Below are 17,270 nucleotides of genomic sequence, written 5' to 3' on the forward strand. Positions count from 1 at the left end.
CTAGGGAATTGGGAGTAGGGGGGAGACCGTGGTGGCGTCAAGAAGAAAAAAGGCCGAGCGCAGCCAACCGGAACCAGAGCGTGGGCTGCTGGCTCTTGTGCGCGACGACCTGGCAGAACAGGGGATCAGTCGGCCGGATGAGCACGATCTTTCGCGCAGCCTGCACCTCCTTGGAGAGGCGAGCGTGGAGAATGTGCGCACGCTGCAGAGGGAATTCAGCGGGCTGGGGCCGCTAGCCGGGCCGCTGCTGGATCCGCAGGTGACAGATGTGGTGCTCAACGGTGATGGCGACGTGTGGGCGGACCGGGGTGCGGGGATGCAGCGCGTGGATAGCGTGAAGATCAGCGCCGAGAGCGCGCGGGATCTGGCGGTGCGCATGGCGACGATGTGCGGCGAGAGATTGGACGAGGCTCGCCCTTTCGCAGACGGAGTGTTACGCGATTTGCCTCCGGACGTAGCAGCGCAGGCGATTCGTGTGCACACGCTGCTGGCGCCCCCGGCGGCAGGCGGCAGTTGCATAAGCCTGCGGGCGATTACCGGGCAGAGGAACTCTTTGGACGCACTGGTGGCCGGCGGGCTGGCTAGTAGGGAGATGGCCGAAGTGCTGCGGCGAATAGTGCGGGCGCGGCGAAACATTCTGATCAGTGGTGGGACGGGCGCGGGCAAGACAACGCTGTTGGCTGCGTTGCTGGCGGAAGTGGCCCGCGACCAGCGGTTAATTGTGGTGGAGGATACCCCGGAGCTGCTGATCGACCACCCTCACGTCGTTTCGATGGCGACCCGCGAAGGCAATGCGGAGGGAGCAGGCGCAATCACCATGACAACGCTGGTGAAGCAGAGTCTGCGCATGCGACCGGACCGCATCGTGGTGGGGGAGATCCGCGGGCCAGAGGTGGCCGATCTGCTGGTTGCGCTCAACACCGGGCATGCGGGCAGTGCAGGGACGATCCATGCGAACGATCCGGCGAGTGTGCCGGGGAGGTTGGAAGCACTCGGAGCAATGGCTGGCCTGGATCGGATGGCGCTGGCGCGCCAGGTGATCGACGGCATCGACGTGGTGTTGCACGTTTCGCGCACAGACCAGGGGCGACGGTTAACCCATATCGGGCGCTTGGTCGGAGACGAGCGGGCTCGCATCGAAGTGCTGTGGCAGTGGCGCGGCGGAATTGACAGCGGGGGTGGCGAGGTTGCCGAGGACCGCGAAGCGTTCGAGGAGTTCTGTGATGAACTGGGCTGATGGGGAGCTGATGATTTCCGTACTGGCGGTCGCCGCTGCCGCTCTGATGGTCACTTTCACCCTGAAGATCGTGGTTGGTCGGGTGCTGAAAACTCGTCGACGGATGAAGTTCCTGGGCGAGGTGCGCGATGTGGTGGATGCCATTGCCCGCGAGGTGATGGCCGGTGGGCGTTCCCTGGACGCCGTCGAGCGTGCGTCCGAGGGGCTGAAAACTGAGGCGCTGCGCCGTGCCCTGAACGTGGAGTGTGCAAGAGTGCGCCTCGGCGCCGCGCCGGGTGCAGGGTCTGTCGGCGCTGGCGCAGGTGCAGGGGCTGTCGGCGCTGGCGCTGGTGCGGGGGCTGCTGGCCCCGTAAACGAGGAAAGCAGCGACGCCCCTAGCCTCCTGTCCCACCTATTCCAGATCTGGGGCATTTCCCACCGTCACGGCGTGGGGTTAGCTGGGTTGGCGAGGGCGCATGTGACGGATATTGATGCGCAGCTGGCGCATATTTCGAAATCCACCTCCGCGACGGCGGGCGCACGCCTGACGGTGACGGTTTTGCTGGCGCTACCTGTGGGCGCGGTGGCGCTGGGGCAGGCCAGCGGGCTAGGGACACTAAACTTTCTGATAACCAACGTGCTCGGGGTGCTGCTCTTCCTCGCCGGGGTTGGCCTGGTGTGCGCGGGAACTCTGTGGACGGAGTACCTCAGCGAGTCTCTAACTACGTCTCCGCTGGGAGGAGTGGGCGTGCGGGCCGGTCCGGCCACACCCACGCCCATGGGGCCTCTGGACGCAGCCCGTGCCCTCGACGTCACTGCTGCAGCCCTGCACGCCGGAAAGGCACTGCTACCTGCATGGGAACTGGGGGTAGGGCAGTTAGCACGGGGTAATCGGAGTGAAGCCAGCGAAGGTCAGGATCTGCTTCAACACTCGCTCGCTCTTCTGCATTTAGGTGGGGGAGAGCAGGCCTGGCTCGCATTAGCCGATCATCCACTGTTTGGTCCCATCGCCCGCCAGGCAGCTCAGCAAACCCGCGCCGGAACATCGCTCGCCGATGGGATGCGCCAGCAAGCTGAGCACCTGCGCCGGGTCGCTGCTGATAAGGCAACCGCGGGAGCCGAAAAGGTTCTCATCGCTTTGGCTGCACCGCTGACCCTCTGCTTCCTCCCAGCCTTCGTATTCGTGGGTTTGATTCCGCTGGCCATTGGTATGGCCTCGCTGTAGGGGTCTCGCCGTAGAGGCACGCGGAACACGGTAGAGGAAGCAGAGGCGGAGCAGTTTCGCACGACATCTATTCATCACTCACACGACACGGCGGCGCGCTCTTCGCGCCCCGGGAAGGACTCTGACCATGACCACTTCAACTATGACCGCACCGACCACGGCTGCACCGACCACGGCTGCACCGATCACGACTGCGCCGGTTAGCCCGCAGCCTAGCTACGAGCCCTGCGCACAGACCATGGCAAACATTCAACTCAAGGCGGCCCCGATAGAGACGGATCCGGCCTCCGGTGTAGCGGAAGAAACATACGCTGACCAGCATCCAATTGCTTGTTGGTGGAATCAGATTATTGGAGCAATTTACAGTCGTTATGCAGACGATAGGGGAATGTCCACTATCGAATACGCACTAGGGTGCGTCGCGGCGGCGGCCCTCGGCGCACTGTTGTACACGGTCGTCACCTCGGACACCGTAGAGCAGGCGCTCAGTGGAATCTTCGAAAAGGCACTGAACACCAAGTAACTGGCCGGGACTCAGGACGTCCCACGCCCACTGCACACCGCGCTCCGCGCGCCTGACCTTTCCCGGTTCGGGCGCGTGGGGACGTCAATAAAAAACAGCAATCAGGAACGAACATGAACACAGTCGAAGGTGCCATCGTCCTCACCGCTATGACCCTCGTCGCCGGCGGAGCCGCCACGGGATTGATCACCATGTCACAGGCTGCCGCAGCGCAGTCGCTGGCGCGGACCGTCGCCCGAGCCGAGGCGCGCGGTGGCGATGGGGTGGCGCTAGCCAGGGAAATTGACGCCACCGCCGCCGTCTCTACCTCCCACGAAGGCGGTGCGGATGCACCTCTTGTGCGGGTGAAAGTTACCAAGGACGGGGCTCTTTTTGACGTTCACGGCGAGGCCGTGACGATGGTGGAGCCGGACGGGGAATAGAGACAGTAGAGGGATGGGGAAGGTGGAGGTTGGCTAATGAGCACCGTCTACGGGGCGATGATCACGCTAGGCATCCTGTCGGTGGTGTCTCTGCTGGCGCTGGGGAGCGCGATGCTGGGGCACAAAGAGCAGGCCAGTACGGCCGCGGATCTGGCCGCACTATCGGCGGCGATGGTATTGCAAACCGGTGAGGGGGAGCCCTGCGGCACTGCCCGAAGTATCGCCGCTGCCAACGGTGCTGATGTGGAGAACTGCGAGGTCAAGGGCGAGTTTGTGACGGTAAACGTCACAACTCGCATGGGATCAAACTCGCGCATCCTTCCGCAGAAGGCGCAGGCCACGGCGGGGCCTGCGGAGTAGCACAGGAAGAGGCTATCCCTGGCGGAAAAGGTTAGCCAGGAAAGGTGTTGAATCCCGCTGGGATGCTGGCACCGTACCGCCATGGTCGGTGGGGTACCAGTGAACCTCGACCCGCTTGTTTCGCTTCTGCATGTCGCCGATGAACTGGTGAATCCACATGTCCGAATTCAAAATGATGCCGATGGGAGTGGGAACATCCTTATCTAGCAGACCGTGCCCCAGGAACACGGGCTTGTCATAGCCCGTGGCCGGGGTTTGCATGTAGGCGCGCAAAGCGGGCTCCAGGCCAGGAACCGTGCGCAACGGCTTGGAGAAAGCCCGGGCTACGTTGGTGCCTTTCAGGCTTTCCGAAAGCTCGGGGAGGCAGGACTCCTCGGCGGCCTTCACCATGCGCTTACCCTCCGGGGTGAGGGCGGAATCCACATCTACGTTCGGGTTAGCCTCGCGGAACCCGGCCAGGATGTACAACGCATAGGTGTTCAACCCGGCGGGGAGAGGGACGGGTGGGAACGAGGGGCTTCCCGCCAAAACAATCTCCTCCACATAGGCAGGAGCGCCGGTCGCCACCGTGCCCAGGAAGTTGAGTCCAGCCTGCTTGCTGCGCTGCGTTGCCCGTAGCGCCACGTGCAAGGCAGCGCCACCGCCTTGCGACTGGCCGATGACGGCCCACTTCTTGGACAGTGCCTGCCCGCCCTGTTTCACGGCTGGAAGGCTCTGAGCTGCGATAACGGAATCAACCACATTCGCGGCGGTGGACTTGCCGTTGAGGTAACTCATCAGCCCTTCCGTGCCCATGCCCGCATAGTCGCTAGCCACAATCGCATAACCCTGCTTCAGCCAGTGATTCAGATAATCCGCATCGCGCGGCGAACGGGGGTTCATCGACGGAGTGCACTGATCAGCCAACCCCACCGTTCCATGCGCCCACGCCAAAACAGGCCAACCACCGACTGGTAGCTTGCCCTTTGGGAAGAACACCGCACCCGTCGATGGGGACACGGTTCCATGTTGATTGGTGGTGGAGTAACTAAAGCGGAACTGCTGCCCCGCTGCGGACAATCCCACCGACGGATCCAGCGGAACCGAGTTCATCAGGACGCCCGCCGTGGCAGGAGTAGCGCCAATCTTTAGCCCACTATCCACCGGCTTTCCTGCGTAGGGTGCCGGGGTGCGCATCGGCACACCCCGGTTCACCACGCTCGGGGCGCTGGACTGCACGCTCGGGGCGCTGGACTGCACGCTCGGGGTGCTGGACTGCAGGCTCGGGGCGCTGGACTGCGCGGCGGCCACGCCGGCCACGCCGGCCCCGTCAGTCACGCCAGCCACGCCGGACAGTGTTGCTAGCGACAGGGAGGCAGCTGCGGTTGCCGCTATGACTCTCCGGCGAGCAAAATACTTTTCTCCAACAAACGACCTCATGTGGGGAAGTATATGCCTTCACCGGTTGTGGCGGGAGGCGTCATAAAAAGAAAAACAGCGAGCCCCACCGACCGGGTTAGCGAGAACCAGCGTCCGCCGCCGCATCAGCCAGCGCCCGCAACAACACCACCGCACCCGCCTTGAACAGCGGATCGTTGCCGTTGCCACACTTCGGGGACTGCACGCACGACGGGCAGCCAGAGTCGCACTCGCAGGTCTCAACGGTCTCGGCGGTGGCGGCCATCCACTCGGCAAAGCGGGCGAAGCCCTGCTCCGCAAAGCCCGCACCACCTGCGTAACCGTCGTACACAAACACCGTCGGCAGACCCGTATCGGCATGCAAGGCGGTGGACACGCCACCGATATCCCAACGGTCGCACGTCGCGATCAGCGGCAACAGGCCAATCGCCGCATGCTCCGCGGCATGCAACGTCCCCGGCCACGTCGGCTCCGGCAACCCCAGATCCAGCAACACATCGGGATCCACGGTGTACGCCACCGCGCGGGTGCGCAGCGATTCTGGCGGCACCTCCAGTGGGACGGTCTCCAGGATCTCGCCGCCAGGCAAACGCTTCCGATAGCCGCTGACGGTATGCGAAACCTCCACGTCCACATCCGCCAACCACACCCCGTCGCAGACCTTGCGTGTCCCCCGCGTGCGCCGCACCGCAATGTCGGTATCGCGGATCACCTGGGTGGTGTACTCGGGGAACTCAGGCCGCACCCACGCCACGGATTCCTCCAGGTCCAGCAACTGCACCACAAACGTTTCGCCCTGGTGCATGTACACCGCCCCGGTGTGCACGTCCGACGTTGCACGCGACTGGTCCACGGTGCCCAGAAGGCGGCCGGAATCGGCCTCCACGATCGCCACCTGAGCCGCCGCCCCGCCGCGGATCGATACCTGCGAATGCACCTGCTCCGCCACCTTCAGGTCAGCAAAAATGCCCCGCGGTCTGCGCTTCAGCGCTCCTTGGCACAGCAGGTGTTCCACCACACGCTCCGCGCGCCAGTGCGCCACCTCTGCCTCGGACAGCGGCTTTTCCGCCGCCGCACACACCACGTGGTCGGCCAGCACATAGGGGTTCGTCGGGTCGAAAACGGTGTTCTCCACGGGCCGGTCCAGCAGGGCCTCCGGGTGGTGCAGAAGGTACGTATCCATCGGATCATCCGCCCCGACCAGCACTACCAGGGCGCCCTGGCCGCGCCTTCCCGCGCGCCCCGCCTGCTGCCGGAAGCTCGCGATCGTGCCGGGGAAACCGCTGGTCACAACCACGTCCAGCCCGCCGACGTCGATGCCCAACTCCAGGGCGTTCGTCGAGGCGATTCCCAGCAGCTCGCCGTTATCGAAGCGACGCTCCAGCTCGCGGCGATCCTCCGGGGTGTAGCCCGCGCGATAGGCCGCCACCCGCACCGCGTCCGCGCTACGCCCCATGGCCGCCAGCTTTTCCGCAGCGGCGACGGACACGACTTCCGCGCCGCGCCGGGAGCGCACGAAGGTCAGCGTCCGCGCGCCCTGCGCTATCGCCAGCCCCATCACATCCGCGGCTTCGGAGTTCGCCGCCCGTCGCACCGGCGCGCCGTTTTCGCCTTCTACCTCGGGTAGGAAACCCGGCTCCCATAACGCCACGGTCCGCTCGCCCGCGGGTGCGCCGTCCTGCGTCACCGCCACCACGTTCGGTCGCCCCGTCAGTCGGCGCGCGTGTGCCGCCGGGTCCACGCTGGTCGCAGAGGCTAACACGATCGTCGGTGCCGTCCCGCACAGCCGCAGCAGTCGCCGCAGCACCATCGCCACGTGCGCGCCGAAAACTCCGCGGTAAACGTGGCATTCGTCGATCACCACGTAGCGCAGCGTGCGTAGCAGGCGGCTCCACGACTGCGGATTCCCCAGGATCGAGGCGTGCAGCATGTCCGGGTTCGTCACGATCACCCGCGCCTGGTCGCGGATCACCCGCCGCGTCTCGGGCGGGGTATCGCCGTCGTAGGTGGCCACCATGATGTCGCGCAGGTTCGCCGCGCCTGCGCACATCCGCGCCAGCGCCGTCCGCTGGTCCTGCGCCAGCGCCTTCGTCGGCGCAATATAAAGGGCCGTCGCGGTGCTCGCCGTAGCCAGGTCGCTCAAGGCCGCTAGTTGGTAGCCGAGGCTCTTTCCGGACGCCGTATCAGTCGAAACCACCACATCCCGCCCCGCATGTGCGTGGTTGGCGGTCTCTACCTGGTGCGACCACGGGGCGCTTATTCCCTGTTTATGCAGGTATTCCACCAGAGTCTCGTCGGCCCACTCCGGCCACTGCGCCGTCCGCGACGGGCGGGCGGGAATGGTGCGTGTGTGGGTGACGGTGGAACGCGGAAACTCGGGCGTCAGATCGGCCAAGAGTTCCTCGCCGAAAGACCGCGCAGAAGAGCCTGGCGCAGAATCTGGAGTAGGGGGCGTGGGGTCGGACATCACCGTCTGTTCTAGACCCATTAGGGGGTGGATACAAGTTATTGTCTGGGATATTTCATTCTCGGCTGATCGTTTATCCCGTGACGTGGCAGACTGTCGAATGGTTATTGAAATCCTCGGCACTTTTCCGCTCGCCTCGTGCGTGAGGGCGGGTTTCGCTGGGTTTTGGGCCGATTGGGTTGGAAACGACGTACGTTCCGACCTCGGCGTTCGATGGTCGAAGCAGACTGGCGCCGGTCAGTTTCAACAAGATAGGTAGTAAATTCATGGCACAGGGAACCGTTAAGTGGTTCAACGCGGAAAAGGGCTTTGGCTTCATCGCCCCGGACGACGGATCTTCCGACGTCTTCGTCCACTACTCTGAGATCCAGGGCAGCGGCTTCCGCACTCTCGAGGAGAACCAGAAGGTCGAGTTCGAGATCGGCGAGGGCGCCAAGGGCCCGCAGGCTCAGAACGTCACGGCTCTTTAAACCCGCAGGGTTTTAGCAGGCCCCCGCCCCCGGTGCACCTCGCGCCCGGCGGGGGCTTTGCCGATTATGCCGGTGCCCACCCCGGTTGCAAATAAATTGCGAAGACCGCGTAGTGTCGCTTAGAAATGCGTAAGTGGGCAACTGTTGTGGGAAATCTGTATAACAATGGCACCCGGCAAGCTTTAGATTTTTGAAGGATGTGTGAGTTCAACCGATGGCAAACGATGACGTCAAACGTCTAGTGATCGTTGAGTCGGCGACGAAGGCGAAGAAGATCGCCCCGATCCTGGGGCCGAACTACATCGTCGAGGCTTCCGTCGGGCACATCCGTGATCTTCCCCGGGGCGCTGCAGACGTTCCGGCCAAGTACAAGAAGGAACCGTGGGCGCGTCTGGGCGTCAACGTCGATAAGGACTTCGAAGCGCTCTACGTCGTCAGCCCGGACAAGAAAAAGAAGGTCTCCGACCTCAAGGCCAAGCTCAAGCAGGTTGACGAGCTCTACCTCGCGACAGACCCCGACCGTGAGGGTGAGGCTATCGCGTGGCACCTGCTTGAGGTGCTGAAGCCGAAGGTGCCGGTGCGCCGTATGGTGTTCCACGAGATCACAAAGAACGCCATCCTCGAAGCCGCGCAGAACACCCGCGAACTCGACTACGACCTGGTTGATGCGCAGGAATCCCGCCGCGTGCTGGACCGCCTGTACGGCTACGAGGTCTCGCCGGTGCTGTGGAAGAAGGTCATGCCGCGCCTGTCCGCCGGTCGCGTGCAATCCGTCGCCACCCGCGTGATCGTCGAGCGCGAGCGCGAACGCATGAAGTTCATCGCCGCCGAGTACTGGGACTTGAGCGCCACGTTTGGTGTGATCGACGCTGTTTCTTCTTCTCTTGATGACGCCGCCCCGGACTCCTTTGAAGCACGGCTGGCAACGGTCGCTGGCAAGCGCGTGGCTCAGGGACGTGACTTTGGTGATGATGGCAAGCTGAAGGCCAGCGCGAAGGACACGTTCGTGCTGGATGGGGCGAAGGCGGAGTCCCTGGCAGAGGGGCTGCAGGGTCAGGAGTTCGCCGTGACCGCGGTGGAAGAAAAGCCTTACACCCGCCGCCCGTACCCGCCGTTTATGACCTCCACCTTGCAGCAGGAGGCCGGCCGCAAGCTCCGCTTCACCTCGGAGCGCACGATGCGCATTGCGCAGCGCCTGTACGAAAATGGCCACATCACCTATATGCGTACCGACTCGACCACCCTGTCGACCGCCGGTATCGAGGCCGCCCGTAAGCAGGCCAAGGAGCTCTACGGTGCGAAGTTCGTGGCTGACGGACCGCGCCAGTACTCCCGTAAGGTCAAGAACTCGCAGGAGGCCCACGAGGCCATCCGCCCCGCGGGCGAGACCTTCCAGACCCCCGGCCAGCTAAGCAACCAGCTGGATGCCGAGGAGTTCAAGCTATATGAGCTGATCTGGCAGCGCACCGTGGCCTCCCAGATGGCCGACGCGAAGGGCCAGTCCATGAAGGTCACCGTCGCCGGCGACGCGAAGTCGGGCGAGACCTGCGAGTTCACCGCAACCGGCCGCACCCTGACCTTCCCGGGCTTCCTGAAGGCCTACGTGGAGGTCAGCCGCACCGCCGATGGCCGCGACGTGGCCGATAACGCGGAGAAGCGTCTGCCGCAGCTGACCAAGGGCGACGAGCTGAACGCGCGCGACGTGGCCGCCGACGGCCACTCGACGAACCCGCCGGCCCGCTACACGGAGGCCTCGCTGGTGAAGAAGATGGAGGAGATGGGCATTGGCCGCCCGTCGACCTACGCTTCCATCATCCGCACCATTCAGGACCGCGGCTACGTGCTGCCCCGCGGAAACGCGCTGGTGCCGTCGTGGGTAGCTTTCGCCGTGATCGGCCTGATGGAGCAGAACTTCGGCGCGCTGGTGGACTACGACTTCACCTCCGCGATGGAAGACGAGCTGGATGCCATCGCCGCCGGCGATCAGGACCGTGTGAACTGGCTGAAGGGCTTCTACTTCGGCGATAGCTCCCGCCCGGATGCCCCGGGTGCGGTCGTGCCCCGACTGGGTGGCTTGAAGCACATCGTGGGCGACAACCTGGAGCAGATCGACGCCCGCCGGGTGAACTCCCTGCACATCTTCGATGATGAGAACGGCGTGCCGATCGTCGTCCGCGTGGGCCGCTACGGCCCCTACCTGGAGCGCATCAAGCCGGTGCCGGAAGGGGCACCGGAGGGCACCGAGCCGGAGGTACAGCGCGCCAACCTGCCGGAATCCATGACCCCGGACGGGCTGACCCTGGAGGTTGCCGAGAAGCTCTTCGCCACCCCGCAGGGCGGTCGGGAGCTGGGAACCAACCCCGCCAACGGGCGCACCATCGTCGCCCGCGAGGGACGCTACGGCCCTTACGTCACCGAGGTGCTCGGCGAGGACGAGGAATCCCGCGTGGCCGAGGAGGCCGTAAAGGTCTGGGAGGCCGAGCGCGATGAGCAGGATCGCGAGCGCGAGGCAGAGGGCAAGAAGCCGCTGAGCCGCGAGACCAAGACCGCGCAGGCGCAGAAGGAAAAGCGCGTCAAGCAGATCGTCGAGGAGACGCTGAAGCCCAAGACCGCCAGCCTGTTCAGCGGCATGGAGCCAGCCAGCGTGACGCTGGAAGAGGCCCTGAAGCTCATGAGCCTGCCGCGCGAGGTGGGCGTCGACCCGAGCGACAACGAAGTGATCACCGCCCAGAACGGCCGCTACGGCCCCTACCTCAAGAAGGGCAAGGACTCCCGTTCGCTGGCCAACGAGGAGCAGATTTTCACGATCACCCTCGACGAGGCCCGGCGCATCTACGCCGAGCCGAAGCGCCGTGGTCGCGCAGCCGCGCAGCCGCCGCTGAAGCAGCTGGGCGATAACGACGTCTCCGGAAAGCCGATGTCCGTCAAGGAGGGCCGCTTCGGCGCCTATGTCACGGACGGCACCACCAATGCCTCCCTGCGCAAGGGCGATACCCCGGAGACGATGACGGACGCCCGCGCGAATGAGCTGCTGTCGGAGCGGCGCGCCAAGCAGGCAGCCGAGGGCTCGGCACCTGCGAAGTCGAGCCGCAAGGCCACCAAGAAGTCGACCAAGAAGGCTGCGAAGAAGGCGACGAAGAAAGCCTCGAAGAAGTCGGCCAAGAAGAGCACCAAGAAGCCCCCGACACTGACGAAGCGCACGGTGAAGAAGTCTCGCTAATTCCCCCATACTTTTGGGTATGAACTGATACGTTCGGGAGCATGAATCAGCTCCCGAACTTCACCGTCGTCTCCCTCGCCCCGAACCTCCCCGGCCCCGTCGCCGCGAAGCGTCTGCAGGAATTGGGTGGCACCGTCATCAAGGTGGAAGGCCCCGGCAAAGCCGCCGACCCCATGCGCCTGTACTGCGAGCCTTACTACCAGCACCTGGTGGAGGGGCAGCAGGTGCTCAGCATAGACCTGAAGGAAGAGTCCGGCCTGCGGGAACTGCACGAGTTGCTGGAGAAGACCGATCTGCTGCTCACGAGCTCCCGCCCAGCCTCGCTTCAGCGCCTGGGACTGGGGTGGGAGGACCTGCACGCGCGCTTCCCCGCGTTATCGCAGGTGGCGATCGTCGGCCACTCCGGCGAGCACGCCGACGTGGCGGGCCATGACCTCACCTACGAGGCGCACGCCGGCACCCTGTCCTTCCACGGCGATACCCCCGCGATGCCGGTGGTTCCCATTGCGGACCTGGCAGGCGCGGAACGCGCCGTATCCCAAGCGCTGGCCGCCCTGTGGCAGGCTAGCGCCACCGGCGAGGGCAGTTACCACGAAGTCGGGTTGGCAGATATGGCCGAGGAATTCGCCACGCCAGCGCGCTTCCGACTCACGGGATCCGATACCTTGCTGGGCGGCCTGCTACCTGGCTACGGCCTCTACCGGGCGGAATGTGGCGGCTGGGTGGCGATCGCCGCGCTGGAACCGCACTTCTTCGTTGGCCTCATCGAGGCGTTGCACGCCGAAGACCTGCTGCCGGAGGGCACGACGTCCGACCAGCTGCAGTCCGCGGGAATTACCGCAGAGCAGCTGGCCGCGGCAGTAGAGCAGAAAACGGCGGCGTGGTGGGACGAGGTGGCGTCAAAAAGAAACCTGCCCATTGCCTCGGTACGGCGCGGGGCTTAAGCAACAGCGCTGCGCCTGAGAGCCTGCGCCTAAGTGGCGCCTAAGAACCCGCGCGGTCGGCCAGGGTGGGGCGGATGGGGCGGGCGATCTGCGTCATCTCGCGTCGGCCGCGCAGCTCCACGGACTTCATCATGGTCCAGCGAGCCTGCTCGGCCTCGTTGGCTGCACGCAGGGTCGCAGCGCTGGTCAACACCTGGCCGGGGGTCTTCTTAGCCAGATCCGTCAGGCGCGCGGCCTGGTTCACGGCATCGCCGATGACGGTGTACTCAAAGCGATCCTTTGCACCGATGTGCCCGGCCACGACGGATCCGGCGGCCACGCCGATACCCGCAACGAACTCCAGCCCCTGCAACTTCGCCTTTAGCTCGCGCGCGGCGGCCAGGGCGTGGCCAGCCACATCGTCCAGGGGCAGGGGAGCTCCGAATACGGCCAGCGCGGCATCGCCCTCGAACTTGTTGATGATGCCCTTGTTGGCGTGCACGACCTCCACCACGCGGTCGAAGAACTCGTTGAGAGCTTTCACCACGTGCTGCGGTTCCTTCTCCGTGGCGAAGCCGGTCGAGCCGATCACGTCCACGAAAAGCACGGCCACGTGCCGGGTTTCGCCGCCGAGTTCCGGCTTTTCCTCCAGCGCGCGGCGGGCGACCTCGGCGCCGACGTAGCGGCCGAAAAGATCCGAGACCCGCTGGCGCTCCTGTAGGCCACGCATCATCTCGTTGAAGCCCGCCTGCAGCACGCCGATCTCCGAAGAGTCGTAGATCCGCACGTCCGTGTTCACCTGGCCGCGGCGCACGCGGTTGATGGCGTACTGCAGCTCCCGGATCGGGTCGGCCACCGCCATAGAGAACAAGGTGGTGCCCATGAAACCGGTCAGCAGGGTGGTGATCGCCAACGCCAACAACGCCGGAATGATGCCGCGGGAATCTTCGGGGTAGAAGTCAGTCGCGACGGCGAATAGCAGCAGCACCATTCCCAGCACTGGCACGGCGGAGGTCAACGCCCACGTCGTCATCAACCGGTGGGACAGGGGCGATAGTCGCGAATGATCCGGCGCGCCCTTAGCCAAGGCCTTGGCGGCGACGGGGCGCACCAAACGCTCGGCCTCCATGTACGTCATCAGGCTCACCATCATGCCGCCCAACGTGGCCGTCACGGCGACGGTCACACCCCATTCGGTGCTATACCGCCAGGCCACAACGGTAAACAGCACCACACCGATGCCCCACAAGACGATGCCCGTGATGGTCTGCAGCAGCGGAATGCGCAGCACCAGGTCGCGCACCATGTTCGGGTCATAGGCTTGCGGGTTGCGTTGCCAGCGCAGCACGGGCGCAAAAAAGTACAACGTCATCGCGATGCCGGCGACCACGGCCACCCCGAAGTAGCTCAGGTACAGCGTGGCGGTGGTGGTGTTCAGGCTCGTCAGTTCGCGGGCGGAAGGCAGGGGGATCAAAAAGCGCAGGAACGTTGCCACAGCGGTGGCGCCAATAACGTTCGTGGCCAGGACAGTTGCTGCGTACAAGGGCCAAGAGGTTCCCCAGGCCCAGGAAAGGTATCGCAGCAGTTGTTTCATGCCCTTCAGACTATCGCACCGCGTCTCGCCGTGGCGCGCCCTGTCCGGGTGGGTAGCTACACTGAGTAACCATGACGGAAACCACCATGGCAGGCGCTGCAGCTGCCCCCGAAGACGCACCGGGGGTCTTTGGGCGCATCACTGCAGAGTCTGTCCGCCGTCCCCTGCAGCGGGCCGTGGAGGATTCACAGGCGATGACCCATTCGTGGCTATTCACCGGCCCGCCCGGGTCGGGTCGTTCGATCGCGGCGAAGGTCTTTGCCACCGCGTTGGTCTGCCCGCACGGCGGCTGCGGGGAGTGCGACCAGTGCCGTAGCGCCGCCGCGGGCACGCATCCGGACATCCTGTGGGTATCCACGACGGGCGTGGTGCTGACGGTCGACGAGATCCGCGGCGCCATCCACGAGGCCGCAAACATGCCTACCGTCGCCCGCTGGCGCGTGGTGGTTGTGGAAGATGCCGACCGTCTGAACGATGCCGCCGCCAACGCTTTGCTGAAGTCCGTTGAGGAGCCGCCCGCCCGCACCGTCTTCCTGCTCTGCGCGCCCTCGACCGACCCTTCGGATATTGCGATCACCCTACGGTCGCGCTGCCGCCACGTTTATGTGCCCACTCCCTCGCCGGCGGCGGTTAAGGGTGTTTTGCTTAGTGACGCCAACCTCGGCCTCAACGAAACCCAAGCCCAATGGGCCGCCGACGTTTCGGCCGGTCACATTGGTAGGGCGCGCCACCTGGCCAGCGACGAAGCTGCGCGAGTGAAGCGGGCCACCGCGCTGAAGCTGCCACAGCTGGTGTACGAACCCAATGCGCTTTACCGTTTCACCGCCGAGCTGGTGAAAAAGGCGGAGGAAGAGGCCGCCAGCGAGCTGGAAAAGCTGGATCAGCGGGAGCGCGAGGAGCTGGAGAGCAGCCTCGGCGTTGGCGCGAAAGGTAAGGGTGCTGCAAAGGCCCAGCGGGGGGCGTCCGGAAGAATGAAAGAGCTAGAGAAAGAACAGAAGAACAGGCGCACCAGAAGAACCCGCGACTCGCTTGACCTGGCGCTGATCGACATCGCCGGGCTGTACCGCGATGCGATGCTGCAGGCCGCGGGCGCGGTGGATGGCGATGGCGTGCTGGTCGGCGGCCACCAGCACCCGGACATGGCGGCGACGTCGAAGGAACTGGCGCGCCGCAACAGTGCGTCTGCGCTGATGAGCTGCATCGATGCGGTGATGGAATGCCGCGAAGTGCTGGGGTACAACGTGCGCCCCGAGGTTGCGCTGGATGCGATGGCCGGGCGCCTACAACAGTGCTGCGGGGTTGCCTAGCGAGTTTCCTGGCGAACCCCAGGTGGCGTTTTGGTGCTCGGGGTTAGCGTCGGCTAGGATAACGCTTCGTACTTAATGTACGCGCCGCTTTAGCTCAGTCGGCAGAGCGTTTCACTCGTAATGAAAAGGTCGCGAGTTCGATTCTCGCAAGCGGCTCCATGTGATGTCCCACAGCATTCTTGCAAGTTTGCTGTGGGACATTTTGATTGCTAGCGACTGCTAACGTTTCGCCACCCATAAGCGTTTGGCTAAACAAAGCACTTCCAACCAAACCCCTTCAGAAAGGATTCTTCCCCAATGAAGATTCGCAAGTCGCTCATCGCCGGCGTTACCGCCGCAACCGTCACCGCGGGTGTTGCCACACCTGCCCAGGCCGAAAGCCACACCCCCACCACTCAAGTACAGGCTGCAGAAAACCCGAACACCAAGTCCCCGCTCGGCTCAGTGAACACCATCTGGGAAAACACCCCGGCTTGGCTGCGCTTCCCCCTCTTTGCACCGCTGGGAATCATCTGGGCCGTTATTTACAACCTAGTTGGCGCTCAGAACTCCGACGCGCCATACTACGGCAGTCTTTCTTCCTAAGGCGACAGCATGGCTCTCCTAAAGCTGGGGGCAGGAGGCTGACGGAGAGACCGGGTTAGCGAAACTGTGGGGAAACTTCCGGCAGGGGCAGCTTCTCGAAGGGGCTCAGCCCACGGATAGCGGAGTTGGCGAAGCTGGCCACCACCAGGATCGCGAACATCGTCGCCGCAGAGAACAGCTGCACTCGGGAACCCGGATCCGTCAGCATCAGCAAAGCCAGCCCCGCCAGGACAACCAGCGTGGCGATGGTTAACAAGGGGAAACCCCACATGCGGATCGGCAACGCTTCGCCCGCATGCTGCTCCAGACGGCGGCGCAGGCGCAGCTCAGACACGGCGATGAACGTCCAGACGATCAGCAGCGAAGCTCCCGCGGAGTTCAGCATGAATGTCAGCAACCAGCCCGTATCCAGGTAGTTCAGAACCACCATCACGATGGACAAACACACCGAGAGAACAATCGCGGCGACGGGCACACCTCGACCGTCGACGCGGGTGAAAATTTGGGGTGCCTCATGACGATTAGCTAGGGAGAACATCATGCGGCTGGAGGCATAGATCTGCGCATTGAAGGCAGACAGTAGCGCCAGAACAATAATGGCTTCCATGAAGCCGACCACGCCCGGAATGCCAGCGAGGTTCAGCACCCGAGTGAAGGGACTATCGGCTGCGCTTTCCGCCTGCCCCAGGGAAGAGTGGGGGAGCAGGAACGTAATCACTAGCACCGAACCCAGGTAGAACAGCGAGATGCGGGTGATGGTGGAGCGCACCGCGTTGATCAGCGAGCGCTGGGGATTCTCGGATTCTGCAGAGGCGATGGCCACGACCTCGATGCCGCCGAAGGCGAATGCCACAGCCAGAATCGCCGTGGCCACACCGCCCACGCCGTTGGGCATGAAGCCGTCGGCGGTGAAGACCTCCGTGCCAATAAAAGTGTGTCCTGGCAGGAGACCGAAGACCAGTAGGAAGCCGATGACCAGGAAAGCCACCAGCACGGCCACCTTGATGAAGGCGAACCAGAACTCGAACTCGCCGAAGGCGCGGATCTGCAGGAGGTTCACCACTCCGAAGATAATCACGCATACGGCGGCGGGGATCCAGGCGTCAATACCGAACCACGCCCCCATAAAACTCGCCGCACCAGTAATTTCGGCGCCAAGCACCGCCACCGTGGCTAGCCAGTAAATCCACCCTTGCGTGAAGCCAGCCCAGCGCCCGATGCCGTGCTCCGCGTATTCAGAGAACGAGCCGGAGGCAGGGATGACGGTGCCCATCTCGCCCAACATCTGCATCACGAGGATGGCGATGAGGCCCGCGACGATGTAAGCCAGCAATACGGCAGGGCCGGCGGCCTCGATACCCACGCCAGTGCCCAGGAATAGCCCGGCGCCGATCGTGGAGCCTAAGCCCATCATCGTGAGGTGGCGAACCTTCAGACCACTTCCCAGCTTAGCCTCGGCAGCGTTCGAGTCGACGTGCGAACTGGGGTTATCTGAGGAGGTGGAAGGGGTTGAACTCATTCTCTAAGAATACGATGTGTGGTTTGACGCGGAGCACCCAG

14 protein-coding genes and 1 tRNA gene are annotated in these 17,270 nt (G+C 64.2%); 11 read left to right on the forward strand and 4 right to left on the reverse strand.

Going from position 1 to position 17,270, the window contains the following annotated elements; translation table 11 throughout:
- Positions 1 to 31: 31 nt before the first annotated feature.
- The 5 genes from L8U58_RS03715 to L8U58_RS03735 all read left to right on the forward strand — a co-directional run bounded on the left by L8U58_RS03715 (position 32) and on the right by L8U58_RS03735 (position 3,746).
- On the forward strand, positions 32 to 1,237 hold the full coding sequence (locus tag L8U58_RS03715) for a TadA family conjugal transfer-associated ATPase (protein ID WP_269954719.1): 1,206 nt from the start codon (positions 32 to 34) through the stop codon (positions 1,235 to 1,237).
- Entirely contained in the window at positions 1,224 to 2,441 is a 1,218-nt protein-coding gene (locus tag L8U58_RS03720; protein WP_269954720.1) for a type II secretion system F family protein, read from the forward strand. The genes L8U58_RS03715 and L8U58_RS03720 overlap by 14 nt, the downstream gene beginning before the upstream one ends.
- Before the next feature lie 127 nt (positions 2,442 to 2,568).
- Positions 2,569 to 2,964, forward strand: a complete 396-nt coding sequence (locus tag L8U58_RS10180; protein WP_274706474.1) for a DUF4244 domain-containing protein — start codon at positions 2,569 to 2,571, stop codon at positions 2,962 to 2,964.
- A 113-nt stretch (positions 2,965 to 3,077) separates the two neighbouring features.
- On the forward strand, positions 3,078 to 3,386 hold the full coding sequence (locus tag L8U58_RS03730; protein ID WP_034971924.1) for a hypothetical protein: 309 nt from the start codon (positions 3,078 to 3,080) through the stop codon (positions 3,384 to 3,386).
- Between the two features lie 36 nt (positions 3,387 to 3,422).
- On the forward strand, positions 3,423 to 3,746 hold the full coding sequence (locus L8U58_RS03735) for an Rv3654c family TadE-like protein (protein ID WP_043014650.1): 324 nt from the start codon (positions 3,423 to 3,425) through the stop codon (positions 3,744 to 3,746).
- Between the two features lie 12 nt (positions 3,747 to 3,758).
- Here L8U58_RS03735 and L8U58_RS03740 read toward each other — a convergent pair whose 3' ends face one another.
- The gene (locus L8U58_RS03740) at positions 3,759 to 5,063 is read right to left on the reverse strand and encodes an alpha/beta hydrolase family protein (protein WP_420839831.1); all 1,305 of its coding nucleotides are present in this window, start codon (positions 5,061 to 5,063) and stop codon (positions 3,759 to 3,761) included.
- Between the two features lie 178 nt (positions 5,064 to 5,241).
- Positions 5,242 to 7,611, reverse strand: coding sequence for a DEAD/DEAH box helicase (locus L8U58_RS03745; RefSeq protein ID WP_269954807.1), 2,370 nt, complete (start codon positions 7,609 to 7,611; stop codon positions 5,242 to 5,244).
- Between the two features lie 266 nt (positions 7,612 to 7,877).
- On the opposite strand from L8U58_RS03745, the gene cspE reads away from it, so the two are divergent.
- From cspE to L8U58_RS03760, 3 genes are all read left to right on the forward strand, one after another.
- Positions 7,878 to 8,081 (forward strand): transcription antiterminator/RNA stability regulator CspE, encoded by a 204-nt coding sequence (gene cspE / locus L8U58_RS03750; RefSeq protein ID WP_005292238.1) that lies wholly within the window; start codon positions 7,878 to 7,880, stop codon positions 8,079 to 8,081.
- A 214-nt stretch (positions 8,082 to 8,295) separates the two neighbouring features.
- Entirely contained in the window at positions 8,296 to 11,301 is a 3,006-nt protein-coding gene (topA, locus tag L8U58_RS03755) for a type I DNA topoisomerase (RefSeq protein WP_269954721.1), read from the forward strand.
- Between the two features lie 41 nt (positions 11,302 to 11,342).
- Complete coding sequence (locus tag L8U58_RS03760) at positions 11,343 to 12,245, forward strand: CoA transferase (RefSeq protein WP_269954722.1); 903 nt, start codon at positions 11,343 to 11,345, stop codon at positions 12,243 to 12,245.
- A 40-nt stretch (positions 12,246 to 12,285) separates the two neighbouring features.
- Here L8U58_RS03760 and L8U58_RS03765 read toward each other — a convergent pair whose 3' ends face one another.
- Positions 12,286 to 13,818 carry an adenylate/guanylate cyclase domain-containing protein gene (locus L8U58_RS03765; protein WP_034980041.1) on the reverse strand — a complete coding sequence of 511 codons (1,533 nt, stop codon included), beginning with the start codon at positions 13,816 to 13,818 and terminating at the stop codon, positions 12,286 to 12,288.
- A 71-nt stretch (positions 13,819 to 13,889) separates the two neighbouring features.
- Here L8U58_RS03765 and L8U58_RS03770 point away from each other — a divergent pair, with 71 nt between their 5' ends.
- From L8U58_RS03770 to L8U58_RS03780, 3 genes are all read left to right on the forward strand, one after another.
- Positions 13,890 to 15,125 (forward strand): DNA polymerase III subunit delta', encoded by a 1,236-nt coding sequence (locus L8U58_RS03770; RefSeq protein ID WP_269954723.1) that lies wholly within the window; start codon positions 13,890 to 13,892, stop codon positions 15,123 to 15,125.
- Positions 15,126 to 15,208: 83 nt separating this feature from the next.
- A tRNA-Thr gene (locus L8U58_RS03775) sits at positions 15,209 to 15,284 on the forward strand.
- Positions 15,285 to 15,422: 138 nt separating this feature from the next.
- Positions 15,423 to 15,710, forward strand: coding sequence for a hypothetical protein (locus L8U58_RS03780; protein ID WP_269954724.1), 288 nt, complete (start codon positions 15,423 to 15,425; stop codon positions 15,708 to 15,710).
- A gap of 55 nt (positions 15,711 to 15,765) precedes the next feature.
- On the opposite strand, the gene L8U58_RS03785 is transcribed toward L8U58_RS03780, so the two are convergent.
- Entirely contained in the window at positions 15,766 to 17,229 is a 1,464-nt protein-coding gene (locus L8U58_RS03785; protein ID WP_269954725.1) for an amino acid permease, read from the reverse strand.
- Positions 17,230 to 17,270: the final 41 nt, after the last annotated feature.

It is taken from the genome of Corynebacterium macclintockiae (genome assembly GCF_027570165.1).
Lineage (GTDB): Bacteria > Actinomycetota > Actinomycetes > Mycobacteriales > Mycobacteriaceae > Corynebacterium > Corynebacterium macclintockiae.

Coding starts and splice junctions, on each gene's coding strand:
- L8U58_RS03720 (WP_269954720.1), top strand. CDS start 1,224: ATGAACTGGGCTGATGGGGAGCTGATGATTTCCGTACTGGCGGTCGCC.
- L8U58_RS10180 (WP_274706474.1), top strand. CDS start 2,569: ATGACCACTTCAACTATGACCGCACCGACCACGGCTGCACCGACCACG.
- L8U58_RS03730 (WP_034971924.1), top strand. CDS start 3,078: ATGAACACAGTCGAAGGTGCCATCGTCCTCACCGCTATGACCCTCGTC.
- L8U58_RS03735 (WP_043014650.1), top strand. CDS start 3,423: ATGAGCACCGTCTACGGGGCGATGATCACGCTAGGCATCCTGTCGGTG.
- L8U58_RS03745 (WP_269954807.1), bottom strand. CDS start 7,611: ATGTCCGACCCCACGCCCCCTACTCCAGATTCTGCGCCAGGCTCTTCT.
- cspE (WP_005292238.1), top strand. CDS start 7,878: ATGGCACAGGGAACCGTTAAGTGGTTCAACGCGGAAAAGGGCTTTGGC.
- topA (WP_269954721.1), top strand. CDS start 8,296: ATGGCAAACGATGACGTCAAACGTCTAGTGATCGTTGAGTCGGCGACG.
- L8U58_RS03760 (WP_269954722.1), top strand. CDS start 11,343: ATGAATCAGCTCCCGAACTTCACCGTCGTCTCCCTCGCCCCGAACCTC.
- L8U58_RS03765 (WP_034980041.1), bottom strand. CDS start 13,818: ATGAAACAACTGCTGCGATACCTTTCCTGGGCCTGGGGAACCTCTTGG.
- L8U58_RS03770 (WP_269954723.1), top strand. CDS start 13,890: ATGACGGAAACCACCATGGCAGGCGCTGCAGCTGCCCCCGAAGACGCA.
- L8U58_RS03780 (WP_269954724.1), top strand. CDS start 15,423: ATGAAGATTCGCAAGTCGCTCATCGCCGGCGTTACCGCCGCAACCGTC.
- L8U58_RS03785 (WP_269954725.1), bottom strand. CDS start 17,229: ATGAGTTCAACCCCTTCCACCTCCTCAGATAACCCCAGTTCGCACGTC.